A 12,783-nucleotide genomic window follows, 5' to 3' on the forward strand; every position below is an offset into this window, starting at 1 on the left:
AACCATCCGTGGCTGCGGCACTTCGTTGGGAGATACACAAGGCAGGCAACCTGTGGTATTGGATCGCGACAGTGCTGTTTGATCTCATCGGCATGTTCAACGGGTGGAGCCAGTATGTCGACTATCGCAAGGATTTCCAGGCCCAAGGCGTGACGTGGGCGGCGGTCTGGGGCCAGGCCATCCTGTTGCCGAGCATGGTGTTCATGCCGGTCCTCGTTGCGGCGTTCGCCGCTCAGATCGAATCCAACGAGCACGTCGGCCGCAACTGGCAGCGGCTCAACGCCAGCGGCACTGCATCCACGGCGATCATCGGGAAGATGCTGCACGGTCTGTTGGCCTCGCTGCTAACCGTGGCGATGTTCGAGGCCGAATTCATGGTGGTCGGCAAGGTGATACTCGGCTTCAGCCTGCGTGATGTCGGACCGTTCCTACTTCGTGGTATTCCGATGACGTTAGCGCTTTGGGCGATCATGACGCTGACACAGTCGATCTCGGCGAAATTCGAATCGTTCGCCGGCACGATGAGTGTCGTCCTGGTGCTCACTCTGCTTGGATGTGTGTTCACGCTGATTATCCCGCCTCTGACGCTGGTCTACCCTTTCTCGCTGGTTACCGGTGCTTCGGCTGCCCGAGATTTGGGCAATGTCGCCTCGCTTGGTTCCATTATGGCGGCGACGTTGATGGCTGCGTTCTGGGTTATCGTCGGCGGACTGATGTTCCGCAGGCTCACCCGTAAGGCCGTCTAAGCATCGACGATGTTATATAGCGGAATGACCATAATAAGATTAATGGCTATCAGGAAAGAGAATGATATGAGCAAGGTAAAACTGGTAGACACAATACGTTTGTTCTTCGGCAAAGTAAATAGTGCTCATATATTTGTGATTCTGCTTGCGTTGTATGAGAGCGTCATGATAACTCGTCTGCTTCTGGCTCCCAATATAGCGAATCCGACCTTGTATGTTTTGATGCAAGGCACCGGATGGGGAACTCAACTATTTGTAATGATCGTCGTTGGAGCGGTTATTGGCATATGGTTCTGCGATCGTTGGCCATTGTGGATTTTGATAGTGGAAACTACCATGCTTTTGATAACGGCAGCGCTGTTTGGCTCGGCATGTAGCTATTTGATGTTGATCTGGGCAGTCTCCGTATTCTTTGCTGCATCGAAAATTGAAAAGCGGCTGTTGCAAATTATCGCCGTTGTATGTGCCGGGTTGCTGGGATTGGTAAGTTTGCTATTGGCGACGTTGCTGCATCATGATGGCAATTTCCTTGAGTATTTATATCCTTTCACCTTGCTTTTCCTTCTGTTCGCAGGATTTGGCATACTTGCAGAGAATATTAGGGAACGTCGGCAGTCTGAGCGCGCGTTGCTTGGCGAACAAGAACGGGGTGAGAAACTTGCATGGCAGCGTGACCAAGCGCTAAAGCAATCCCGTATAGCAGCGGAACTCCACGACAGCGTTGGCCATGATCTGACTGCTATCATCGCCCTCTCCGAAGGATTGGATGGTGTTGGTGACAATCCCGAAACGAATGACGCCATATGCATGATCAACGATTTGGCGCGGCAAGGGCTCGCGGATACGAGAACAGCAGTAAAGGCATTGCAACCAGGCGGATTCGTTGACGGCGACAAGAACGCGAATCAGGAAAATAGTTATGGTTCTAAACAAAAGGCTGGTGGTGTGGCCGAAAATGGCATGCAGGGCGGCAATGCTCCTGTGTTGTCTGCACGGGTCGAGTTGCACGATTGGGACGACATCGAACCCATTCTCGGCCATTCACGACAAATCGGCATCACCACGGCCTTGACGGAAACTGGACGTCGACTGCAGGATCAGCGACAGGCGGACTTGAGTTTAACGTCACCCGCGAATCCATCACCAACGCGATACGGCATGGGCAGGGAGTCAATAGAATCGTCGTTTCCTGGGACCATGACGCGCAAGGCGGCATCGCCATTACGGTGCGGGACAACGGGAAACCAGTTGATGAATCTGGTCAAGATGGGGGAGATTCATCCACGTCTGATACAGAAAACGGCAGAAATGAGGCGAAGCCAGGCAAATACGGCGATGGTACTGGGTTGGTGCGGCTAAAGGAAAGTGTCGAACGAATAGGAGGTACGTTTGCCGCCGGGCCGGATTCCGATGGTTGGACGGTGAAGGCATACATCCCTTCTCTGTCCGAGCCTCTCAGCAAACAGTTACAGGGAAGTGAGCAGTCATGATTCGTGTGATGATCGTCGACGACCAGCGGCCGGCCAGAATGGGCTTCGCACTGATGGTCGCCAAAGACTGCGAACTTCAGGTGACGGTTCAGGCGGAAAACGGGCAAGCGGCGCTCGATATACTCGCTTCATTACAAGCGGCGGGTAAGCCATTGCCCGACGTCATACTGATGGATGTGCGGATGCCGGTCATGGACGGCATCGACGCGACCGCAGCCATCAAGCAGCAGTACCCGAATATCAGAATTCTGATACTGACCACCTACGACCAGGACGATTACGCGTTCGGGGTTCTGGGAGCGGGCGCGTCCGGCTTCCTGTTGAAGGACGTGCATACGACCGACCTGTGCCGAGCGATCCATTCCGTCTATAACGGCGACGCGATCCTCACGCCACGCATCACCGCCGAGGTGATCAGGCGAGGAATCCCCAAGACGCAAGCCGAAACCGAACAAGCCGAACTACTCGCACGCTTCGCAACGCTCGGCAGACGTGAGCTTGAGGTCGCTTCTCTGGTCAGCGAGGGACTGTCTAACGCCGAAATCGCCGAACGTCTGAGCATCCAACCCGATTCTGCCAAGAAGACCGTGAGCCGTATCCTCGCCAAGCTCGTCGTCCGGGAACGTGTCAACATAGCCGTCCTCTGGTACAAAGCCGGCATGGATAAATAAGTCTGAGTTTAATGACTAATCTGCAGGGTGTCCGGTATTCTGAAAGTACGAAGAAGTTGCGATGAGAAGGATAAAAATGATGAACGAGGCTGCTCCTGCTCCGGTCTATGCCCAGACTGTCAACAACGCCGGGCAGATTGCGGTATCAATACGGGGGCTGACGAAACGCTTCGGCGACAAAACCGCCGTCAACAACCTTTCGCTGGATATTCCCGTCGGTTCATTTTACGGGCTGGTCGGGCCCAACGGAGCGGGCAAGACCACGACGCTCAACATGGTCACCGGGCTTCTGGTGCCCGACGGCGGCGCGATCAGTGTGCTCGGGGCCGACGTGTGGAGCGATGTCAACCGTGCCAAACGTTCCATCGGTGTGATGCCGCAGGCTGACCAGATCTTCAATCGGCTTACCGGCCGGCAACTTCTGGTCTATTCGGGCATGTTGCGGGGAATGAAGCGTGCCGAAGTCGCCAAGCGTGCCGACGACCTGCTGCGTGCCTTTGACTTGGCCGAAGCGGGGGACAAGATGGTTTCGGATTATTCGGCCGGCATGACCAAGAAGATCTGCCTCGGGACGGCGATGATCGCCAGCCCGCGGATTCTGGTGCTCGACGAGCCGTTCGAGTCCGTCGACCCGGTTTCCAGCGCGAATCTGAAGGACGTGTTGGCCGAATACGCGGCTACGGGCGGCACGGTCATCATCTCCTCGCACGTCATGGCGCTGGTCGAGAAGATGTGCACGCACGTCGCCGTCATCGACCATGGGCGGGTTCGAGCGGCTGGTACGGTTGCCGAGGTCGCGGCTGGGGAAGATCTCGAAGACCGGTTCCTAGACTTGGTTGGCGGGCGCCATAGCGCTGCGCATCTCGATTGGCTCAACGGCGGCGGAACGGAAAGTGTGAATGCCACACAAGGCGTGAACGGCGGCAATTTCAACGGTTCCGCAGAAAATTCCTATAGTGCGTTTGATTCGGATAAATCAATCAATCCAACTCTGCTGACATACCAAGGCAATCAAGTTAATCGCACCGATTCCACTGATTTTGGCGATTCGGCCACTTATCCCTCCAATCCTTATCCGGAGGCGTGAACGATGGCTGAAATTGCAACCATAGTGCGTCTGAAGTGGGCGTTGATGTGGGCGACGATGCGCAAATCGGTCTGGCAGGCGGTGAATTTCGCCTTGACCGGCTTGATTGGTCTTGCGGTCGTTATCGGCATCGGCGTTTTCGCATGGAAATTCGGGCCTGACCCGCATATGCCCAAAGGTATCAATCTCACAGATGGAATGCGTTTCGTCATGGTGCTTTGGGCACTGTCCTGACCCTTCTGGTGCTGATGATTCAGATGATGCTGGTTGGGGGCGGAGCCGCGATGAGCGCCAAACGTTTCGCACTGTTCGGTATCGAAGACAAAACGTTGCAGACCGGCCTTATCGCCGCCAGCCTTGCCGGAATCCCGGCGATTGTAGGCATGGTCTCGCTTATCGAATGGGCGATGGCCTACCGCAGGCTCGGCGCGGGAGTGGTCGTAGCGGCGGTCGTGGCCGCCCCTCTGGCCGTCCTCACCATCTGCATGCTCGGCCGTATGGTCAATTCGCTGCTCGACACCTTGGTACGCACCAAACACGGCCAAACGGTGCTCTATATTGTCGTATTCCTGATTTTCCTGGCGATTATGGAGATACCCGCGATGCTCGGCGGCGCCATCGGTGGCAGCATGGCGGTGGATGGAAGTGCCGAATTCGTGGCTTCCGGGGCACAGGTTTCCAACGCGATGAGCTCGATATCCGGCGTGGTAACGGCTCTTTCCTTCACACCTCTGGCTGCAGCCTTTGCTCTGCCGCTCGATGTGGCGAGCGGATCCTGGGGCGCTTTGCTCATTCGTTTGCTGGTGCTTGTGGTGACGTGGGTGCTCTGCTTCGCCATCGGCCTGTGGTGCCTTAAATGCGAGCGGCTGATGGCCGGCAGCGAGGAGAACCATGCCGCCAAGGTCAAGGGTATCGGGGCGTTCGGCTGGATGCCGGATTCGCCGTCGGGAGCCGTGTCGGCGCGTCTGGTCACGTATTTCAAGCATGACCCCCGTCAGTTCTTCACGTTGCTTATGCCGTTGCTGTTCATGGTCATCGAGTTGCTTGGGGCCCGAGGCGAAGCCGATTTCGCATTCTCCTCCCTGATTTTGGGCGCGCTGTTCATGAACCTCGTCGAAAGCAACGGTCTGGCATACGACGGGCGAGGATTCACGATGCAGGTGCTTGCAGGGCTTCGAGGCCGAGATGACAGGCTTGGGCGGGTTCGTGTCTATGCCGTGTTTTCGCTGGCATACCTGGCCGTCATGGCCTTGGTGCTGATGGCGTTCACTTCCGGCTGGGGCAACGAATCTCATTGGATGCACTTATTCGCTTTCTTTGGCGCGGCCGTCGCGTTCGATCTCGTCGGATTGGGCATTGCCGAGTCCATGTCGTGTGTGGCCATCTATCCGGTGCCGTCCATCGAAAAGCCGTTCGCCACGCCACAAGGCCGCGGGCTGGCACAAGCGGTGATGCCGTTGGCCTATTTCGCGCTGATGCTTGTATTGGTGCTGCCCTTGGGCCTGGTGACAGCGCTGGTAGCGTTCAATCATTGGCCGTCTTGGCTTATCGGTCTGGGCGGCATCGTCAACGGTGTCGTCGTATTGGCCCTTGGCACATGGATAGGCGGCAAGTTGCTTGACAAACGTCAGCTCAGGATATTGGCGACGCTTGATTCCATGGCTGAGCTCCAGCAGTAGCGCTATTCGTCAAGGAGACAAAGCGACGAAGATAACGTATTGCTATTCAATGATTCGCTGGTAGTAGGCGCTATTCTGTCGCAAATTTGTTTTCTCAAGAAACCGAAAAGCCGTTCTTCCCGCATTTGTATTGGGAAGAACGGCTTAAACGGCTTGAATTGGGGGATAACGCTGAAATTTAATCTTGTAGCGCTTAAATCAGCGAGTCAGCGTGAGAAGCTCACGGCCTGATGGTTCGAATCCCGGTTTTCTGGATTGTTCACACTCACGGATGTTGAAGTAAGGCTGCTCTCCAAATTCCGCTCGAAATAGGCGCTGGCCTTGATGTCCCCGGACTTGCCGGAATCGTCCTTGCCGTCCTCGCCGATAGCCGGGCAGGTTTTCTGCGCCCCGTTGACCACGTCCACGCGGCATTGGAAGTTGGCCTTGGCCTCTTCTTCCCATTGATCATCCATTTTGGCGATGTCGTCGTTGGCCGCATCGACTTTGCTCTTGAGCTTCTGCTTCGAGGCCTGTGACGCTTCGCCGCCCCCGTTGCGATAATAGGCGCAGCCGGAATTGCCACAGAACGGCGTCTGGCCTTGGTTGGTTCCGATCCAGATGGGGATGATGCGGTCCTTTGACTGGTCCGTCGGATCGGCCATGGTCGTCACGTTGGAGGGAGCGACGTCGTTGAGCGCGGAATTCTTTTGCGCGATGATGAGTATCTCCTGCACGCTCGGCGATTCCTCGTTGTATTGGTAGGCACCTCCCTGCACCAGTTGGGCCTCGGTGGACGGGATGTCACCATAGCTCATGCACTGGCTTTCATAGCCCCCGCATTCCTGCAACGTATACGGAGGGGTGGTGCCGGCAAACGCGTTTTGCGGTGTGAGTTGGCCGTTGGTGATGGTCATCCACGCGCCGCCCGGATTGGTCCAGGTGCCGTTGAGGCTGGAATAATCGCCGCGTTTGATTTGTATCATATCGATGCCGCTGTTGGCGGCCTCTTGGTCGTTCGCCTTCTTCTGTTTTTCGGCGGCGGTCACCTCGCGTTCGATCGGCTTGAGGACGTCATCGGCGTCGGCTTTGGAATCGACCAGTTTTTTGGCGATATTGCTCATGTCTTTTGAGCTGTTGCTGACTTTGCTGGCAAGCTCGTTCAAGGATTGTGTGGCCTGTTTCAGATCGTTGGTGGAAGCGCTGGACGTATCGGCGATGGTATCGTTTGCCTTGATTGTGGACAGCTTTTTGGAGGCTTCCAGCTTCTTCTGGTAGTCGCCTAGTAGGTCGGGATTCTTGACCTGACCTTTATGAATGTCTTTGGTGTCGCTGTTCGCCTGCTTGATGGCGGCCTTCAGATCCGATTTGACATCGGCAAGATGATTGACGGCCTTGCCGTACTGTGAGACCGCGGCATCGTGGGAATTCGAGGAATAATAATAGAAACCGCCTGCACCGGCGGCTGCCAGCACGACCACTATGGCTGCGATGATGACGATCATGGTGGTTCTGCTTTTGTGGGGTTTGGCAGGCATCGCACCGCCGTTTTGCTGGGGCTGCATGCCACCGGGCAGCGGGACATTGACCGGGATGGGCGGGATGCTACTGGTCGGTGCGTTGTATATCCCGTTGTTGGCCTGCGGCGGGTATGCCGCATTCGCGCCAGGCTGGTTCCAAGGCTGATTACCACTCATTTGGCGTCCCTTCCTGCTTCAATGACAGTATTGAAGGCTTCTCCTGCTTAGGACAATAGCATATGGTGGGAATCATATTTGTCTTGCGTTCTGGAGAGATTGAAGCGGGATTCGGCAATAAGGGACGGCAGACATCATGATGACGAATGAAACGGGAAAATCTTACGGCATTAACGGCGGCACTACGGGCGGCGACGCTGACGACAGCGGTCTGATCGGAACTCAACGCGGTGTGGCACAGACGACTGATCGAATGGAAGACGTGCGCTCATGGGAGACGCATCGTAGCGGCTCGGTGCTGATGCGCGGGTCGATGATTCCCGCCCAGACCCCGGATCAGGCCTTGCTTGCATTTCCCGGCGAAGAAAGCGGCAATGCCGATACGGACGGCAACGCTTCTGCGGCTGAAGACGATGCAGCCTTGTCGGGGCGGTCGGCCGGAAATGCTGCAAAAGCTGCGGAAAATGCGCCAAAAGCCCGTGACGGCAAGGATTGGCGACATGGCGACCCTTGGCGCGTGCTGCGCATCCAATCGGAATTCGTTGAGGGTTTCGACGCGCTTGCCGATCTGGGCAGGGCATTGTGCGTGTTCGGTTCGGCACGCGTCAAAGAGAACGAGCCGGAATACCGTCAGGCCATGCGCATGGGCGAACTGGCGGCGCAAAGCGGCATCGCGGTCATTACCGGCGGCGGGCCGGGCATCATGGAGGCCGCGAATCGAGGGGCCGCCGAGGCCGGTGGTGTTTCGGTCGGGCTCGGCATCGAACTGCCGCACGAAGAAGGGCTCAACCAGTGGGTGAACCTCGGAATGGACTTCCGCTATTTCTTCGTACGCAAGATGATGTTCGTCAAGTACTCGTCGGCGTTGATCGTCTGCCCCGGCGGATTCGGGACTTTGGATGAGATGTTCGAGATTCTGACGCTGGTGCAGACCGGCAAGACCTCACCCAAGCCGGTGGTGCTTTTCGACACGCAGTATTGGAAGGGACTGTTCGACTGGGTTCGGGGCCCGATGCTCGATCGCGGGCTCATTTCAGAAGACGATCTGAACAAGGTCCAGTTCACCGATGACCCCGAAGAGGCGGTTCGGCTGGCGATCGGCGGTATGACGAAGTAGGCGGAATCCTTTTAGCGTTTTACGGCAATCAGTATGCCGGTTCCCGTCGGTGTGAGCGTTTGTTCGAAACGGTCGTCGTCTTCGACTTTGCTCAGCAGCGTGCGCATGGCGTTCGGCTTGTCGCCATCGGGGTAGGCAAGGCCGGACATGTCCGTGAAGATGATACGGCCCCCGGTTTTCAACAGGTTCGCCGCTTCAACGAATGAGGGCTCATAGTTGGAGGCCACACCGGAGACGACGATGAGATCGTAGGTTCCGGCGTTGAGCCGAGGCAGGAACACTGCCGGAGAAGTGTTGACGGCGCGAAGGGTGGTGCGGTTTTCGGCAGCGTCCGAGATGTCGTCGAACAGGCTGCGAATCATCGTGATGCCGCGGGCGGAGGAGTCGACGGCCGTCAGTTGTCCGGCACCGCCCAGTCCTTCCACCAGCTGTAGGGCCTCGACGATCGAACCGGTGCCGACGCTGATGATGGAGGTCGCGTTGAGCGACCGGGTGATGAAACGCAGCAGGTCGGCCTGGGCGGCGGAACCTTGCGGAAGTTTGGTTGTTTCGGCGTCGGCGCGGGCCTTGCGCAGCACGTCGTTTTCCTCTTCCAGCGCATGGGTTTCCGCGAATTGCCAAACCTTGGCCATGTTGGTGTATGTTGTCTTGTTCATCTTCCGTCCTGCAATTCTGCTGTCCAAAGCGCCTATAGCGTCATCGATTACCGGTTTTATGATACGGCCAGCAATCGCCAAAGCGGAATCCCGGTGAGACGGGAAGGGGATGGGTTATCGGTTCTGCAGGCTTTTGACGCGTTCGGTGAGTTGCCACATCTCTTCGCCGACGTCGATGCCGCGAGGGCATTCACGGCTGCAGGCACGCACGGATTGGCAGGCGGTGATGCCGTCGGCGGTGGCGATGGCATCGAGACGTTGGTCGGTCGCGTTGTCTCGTGAATCGTTGATGAATCGGGAGTCGGCGATCAGTGCCGCGGGGCCGATGAACGCCTCGCCGCCGGCGTAGACCGGGCAGCTACCTTCGCATATCCCGCAGGATATGCAGTTGCTCAATAGTTCATAACGCTTGAGTTCTTCGGGCTTTTGCAGGTATTCGAACATGTCGATCTGGCCGTCTGTGGTGGTGGCCAGCTTGCCGTCGGCTTTCAAGTACGGTTCGAGTTTCCTGATTTGGTTCATCATCTGGTCGATGTCGACGATGAGATCGCGTAGCACAGGGAATCCGGGCAACGGGGCGATTTCGATGATGCCGGATGCCGCCGCGGAGTCGCTATTGCCGGCATCGGCTTCATAGGCTGCAGGTGTGGTCTTGCGGAATCCATCGTTGGTCGAGCTATTCGCACCATTGGATTGGCTTGACGTCGGGTTGTTATAGTCCTCCACCTTGGCAGTGCAGAGCAGCGTCGGTGTGCCATTGATGGATACTGCATCGGAACCGCAAATGCCATGACCACACGAATAGCGGAAGGCCAGTGTCGGGTCGATGTTGCGTTTGATCTCGAGAAGGCAGTCGAGCACGGTCTGCCCGGCACGTGCCTCAATATGGTAATCCTGGGTGAAATGTTTGCCTCGGATGCGGCGACGTGACGATGAGGAACCGAATGGGCTGCCGCCTCGCGCCTTGCCTCCGAACGGACTGGAGGAATGGCGGCGGGCATGTTCGCGTTCCGGTACCGGTGTGAACCGTTGGATTCGTATGGTCACATTCATGCCGTGCACTGCATTTTCACTCATTGCTGCTGCCTTCGTTATGTGCTTCCCTGTCAGTCTGCCACGAACCGTGGCCTGTTGTCTCGTTAAGCTACCGAGGATTTTCTCCTGTTGTGCCGGATTTCCTCTCGACAGGCGCGTTTTGCCGAGCTGACTCTATTAGTATGCGCGTGATTTCGGCGGCATATCAACGATATGTACCGGCTGCCAGCTGACTGTTCCGTCGGCGGCGGCCATGGAATGCGTCAGGAAATGCTCGTCATCGCGTTTCGGAAAATCGGTACGGGCGAACGCTCCGCGCGACTCACGCCTTTCGACCGAGGCGTTGAGCATCGCCTGGGCCAGTTCGATGAGATTGCGGACCTCCCATATCGCTGTGAGCTCCTGGTTGAAGGCCGTGGCGCGCGAATGGGTGTGCAGGCTCGTGGCCCGGGGAAGCAGCTTTTCGTTGATGGTCTGCTGCGCTTTGGCGATGCTGTCGGCGTCGCATCGTACGGCGAGTGCATGTTCCATCGTCGTGCCGAGATCGGCCAGCAGCTGGTAGGGGTTGTCCCTGCCGGTATCCGGCGTGCTGTCGGCTGTGTCCTTTTCCGGAGATGAATCGGTTTCGCCGGAGGTCGGTTGAGCCGATGCTGATGCTGTTTCGCCGCTGCTGATGGCTTCGCTGTGGGAATCAGCGTCAGCGTTTTCGGCATCGGCATCATCGTCAATGGATGATGCCATTAAGGTTTTGATTGAAGCGTTGCGTTTATCCGTTGTCAGTCGTACCGTATTCTGGTTTTGGGCATCAGATGATTGCTCGTCGGCGGCTGCATCGTTCTGTTCTCCGGCGATGCGTCGTGCGATGGACTCGCCGGCTCGGGTGCCGAAGAGACAGGCGTCGAGCAGACTGTTGCCGCCCAGTCGGTTCGCGCCATGCACGCTGACGCAGGAGCATTCGCCGGCCGCGTAGAGCCCGCGCACGATCTGACGGTTGCCGTCCTGCCAACGATAGACCTCGCCGTCGGTGGTGATGGGAATGCCGCCCATAGTGTAATGCGCGGTGGGTTTGACGGGTACCCAATCCTTGCTCGGGTCAAGGCCTGCGTAATCGCGGATGGTCTCAACCACCTGCGGAAGGACCTCCAGCATATGAGCCTTGTCAATGCCGGTCATATCGAGCCACACACAGTCCTTGGGTCCGTTCGGCTCCTTGGGGTCGGCCACGCCGCGTCCTGCGTCGACTTCGGCCATGATGGAACGGCTGACCACGTCACGCGCCGCCAGATCCTTGTGTTCCGGGGCGTATCGGGCCATGAATGCCTCGCCGTCGGCGTTGCGAAGGATGCCTCCCTCGCCTCGTGAGGCTTCGGAAAGAAGGATGCCGGTGTGCGCCAGTCCGGTGGGGTGGAACTGCACGAACTCGCAATCCTCGAGTTGCAGCCCGGCCTTGAGCGCCAACGCCATGCCATCGCCGGTCAGATCCCAGGAGTTCGAGGTTGTGTGGAACAGCCGTCCGGCGCCGCCGGTCGCCATCAGGATGTTACGGGAGGCGATGGCATGGGTCTTGCCGGTGTGGGTGTCGAATGCGACCACGCCGCAAGCCCTGTCGCGTCTGTCGTCCAAGACCAGGTCGGTGACGTACCATTCCTCCGCGAACTGCACTCCTGCGCCGATGCACTGCTGCCACAGGGCGTAGAGAATTTGGTGGCCGATGCGGTCGGCCGCATACGCCGCGCGCCTCACGGGCGCCTTGCCGTAGTCTTTGGTGTGCCCGCCGAATTTGCGTTGGGCGATATGCCCGTCCGCCGTGCGCGAGAACGCCACGCCGCTGCGTTCGAGATTGACGACTGTCTGCGGAGCGTATTGCGCCAGTATCTTTGCCGCGTCCTGGTCGACCAGCCAATCGCCGCCCTTGACGGTGTCGTAATAATGCCAATGCCAGTCATCGTGTTCGACATTGCCGAGGCTGGCCGCGATGCCGCCTTCAGCTGAACCGGTATGCGAGCGAAGGGCCTGCAGTTTCGAGATCACCAGAAGTTTCGGGCGACGGCCTTCGGCGCTCATCTCCTTGATTTTCTCGGTTCTTAAGATTCCCAGTGCCGCAGACAATCCGGCCGCCCCCGCACCGATGATCACCGCGTCGTATATGTCTTCAACTTGCTCTGGACTCATACCCCCGATTATGGCACAAGGCCAGCAAGAGCGTATGCAGGAACGTGGTAGGTGAGCTCTTCCCGTTGTTGGGTGGGCGTTTGTACCATGGGGGATATGAGTGGAGCATTCAATGCACGTGTCTACGATGTCGTCCGGAAAATTCCCGAAGGCAAGGTGGCCACGTACGGCCAGGTGGCGGCGCTCGCGGGCAATCCGCGCAACGCGAGGTTTGTGGGGTATGCGCTGCATTGCAACCCTGAGCCCGGCGTGATTCCGTGCCACCGCGTCGTTTTCCGCGACGGTTCGTTGGCCCCGGGATTCGCGTTCGGCGGTCCTGACCGCCAGCGGGCGTTGCTTGAGGATGAAGGCGTGTCATTTCTGCCTCCCGCGCCCAAGCATGAAAACGCCGGTGAAGAGGGTTGGGTGGTCGATCTTCGGCGTTGCCAATGGCAATGCTGAGACGGCGTTGCCG

At 57.8% G+C, this 12,783-nt stretch carries 12 protein-coding genes and 1 pseudogene; 9 read left to right on the forward strand and 4 right to left on the reverse strand.

Annotated features, from left to right (window positions below; genetic code table 11):
- Nucleotides 1–8 precede the first annotated feature (8 nt).
- The 7 genes and pseudogenes from OZX74_RS03215 (at nucleotide 9) to OZX74_RS03240 (ending at nucleotide 5,673) form a co-directional block, all read left to right on the forward strand.
- The gene (locus OZX74_RS03215; RefSeq protein ID WP_277157104.1) at nucleotides 9–746 is read left to right on the forward strand and encodes an ABC transporter permease; all 738 of its coding nucleotides are present in this window, start codon (nucleotides 9–11) and stop codon (nucleotides 744–746) included.
- Nucleotides 747–1,130: 384 nt separating this feature from the next.
- Nucleotides 1,131–1,610, forward strand: a pseudogene (locus OZX74_RS09095) (histidine kinase); the annotation flags it as partial.
- A gap of 146 nt (nucleotides 1,611–1,756) precedes the next feature.
- Nucleotides 1,757–2,236: an ATP-binding protein gene (locus OZX74_RS09100; RefSeq protein WP_348519562.1), complete on the forward strand. Its 480-nt coding sequence runs from the start codon at nucleotides 1,757–1,759 to the stop codon at nucleotides 2,234–2,236.
- Nucleotides 2,233–2,907 carry a response regulator transcription factor gene (locus OZX74_RS03225; RefSeq protein ID WP_277157106.1) on the forward strand — a complete coding sequence of 225 codons (675 nt, stop codon included), beginning with the start codon at nucleotides 2,233–2,235 and terminating at the stop codon, nucleotides 2,905–2,907. The genes OZX74_RS09100 and OZX74_RS03225 overlap by 4 nt, the downstream gene beginning before the upstream one ends.
- Before the next feature lie 79 nt (nucleotides 2,908–2,986).
- Nucleotides 2,987–3,994 (forward strand): ABC transporter ATP-binding protein, encoded by a 1,008-nt coding sequence (locus OZX74_RS03230; protein ID WP_277157401.1) that lies wholly within the window; start codon nucleotides 2,987–2,989, stop codon nucleotides 3,992–3,994.
- A gap of 3 nt (nucleotides 3,995–3,997) precedes the next feature.
- The gene (locus tag OZX74_RS03235) at nucleotides 3,998–4,228 is read left to right on the forward strand and encodes a hypothetical protein (protein ID WP_277157107.1); all 231 of its coding nucleotides are present in this window, start codon (nucleotides 3,998–4,000) and stop codon (nucleotides 4,226–4,228) included.
- Complete coding sequence (locus OZX74_RS03240; RefSeq protein WP_277157108.1) at nucleotides 4,213–5,673, forward strand: ABC transporter permease; 1,461 nt, start codon at nucleotides 4,213–4,215, stop codon at nucleotides 5,671–5,673. The genes OZX74_RS03235 and OZX74_RS03240 overlap by 16 nt, the downstream gene beginning before the upstream one ends.
- A 206-nt stretch (nucleotides 5,674–5,879) precedes the next feature.
- Here OZX74_RS03240 and OZX74_RS03245 read toward each other — a convergent pair whose 3' ends face one another.
- Entirely contained in the window at nucleotides 5,880–7,349 is a 1,470-nt protein-coding gene (locus tag OZX74_RS03245; RefSeq protein WP_277157109.1) for a DUF6287 domain-containing protein, read from the reverse strand.
- Nucleotides 7,350–7,485: 136 nt separating this feature from the next.
- Here OZX74_RS03245 and OZX74_RS03250 point away from each other — a divergent pair, with 136 nt between their 5' ends.
- The gene (locus OZX74_RS03250) at nucleotides 7,486–8,466 is read left to right on the forward strand and encodes a TIGR00730 family Rossman fold protein (protein ID WP_348519556.1); all 981 of its coding nucleotides are present in this window, start codon (nucleotides 7,486–7,488) and stop codon (nucleotides 8,464–8,466) included.
- A gap of 11 nt (nucleotides 8,467–8,477) precedes the next feature.
- Here the strand turns inward: OZX74_RS03250 and OZX74_RS03255 are convergent, their stop codons facing one another.
- The 3 genes from OZX74_RS03255 to OZX74_RS03265 all read right to left on the reverse strand — a co-directional run bounded on the left by OZX74_RS03255 (nucleotide 8,478) and on the right by OZX74_RS03265 (nucleotide 12,329).
- A complete protein-coding gene (locus OZX74_RS03255) occupies nucleotides 8,478–9,122 on the reverse strand; it encodes a methyltransferase (RefSeq protein WP_277157110.1) in 645 nt (214 codons plus the stop codon).
- Between the two features lie 114 nt (nucleotides 9,123–9,236).
- Nucleotides 9,237–10,199, reverse strand: coding sequence for a 2Fe-2S iron-sulfur cluster-binding protein (locus OZX74_RS03260; RefSeq protein WP_277157111.1), 963 nt, complete (start codon nucleotides 10,197–10,199; stop codon nucleotides 9,237–9,239).
- A gap of 135 nt (nucleotides 10,200–10,334) precedes the next feature.
- On the reverse strand, nucleotides 10,335–12,329 hold the full coding sequence (locus OZX74_RS03265; RefSeq protein WP_277157112.1) for an FAD-binding protein: 1,995 nt from the start codon (nucleotides 12,327–12,329) through the stop codon (nucleotides 10,335–10,337).
- 96 nt (nucleotides 12,330–12,425) lie between these two features.
- Here OZX74_RS03265 and OZX74_RS03270 point away from each other — a divergent pair, with 96 nt between their 5' ends.
- Nucleotides 12,426–12,770 carry an MGMT family protein gene (locus OZX74_RS03270; protein ID WP_277157113.1) on the forward strand — a complete coding sequence of 115 codons (345 nt, stop codon included), beginning with the start codon at nucleotides 12,426–12,428 and terminating at the stop codon, nucleotides 12,768–12,770.
- Nucleotides 12,771–12,783 lie beyond the last annotated feature (13 nt).

It is taken from the genome of Bifidobacterium sp. ESL0798, from assembly GCF_029395415.1.
In the GTDB taxonomy this organism is placed as follows: Bacteria; Actinomycetota; Actinomycetes; order Actinomycetales; family Bifidobacteriaceae; genus Bifidobacterium.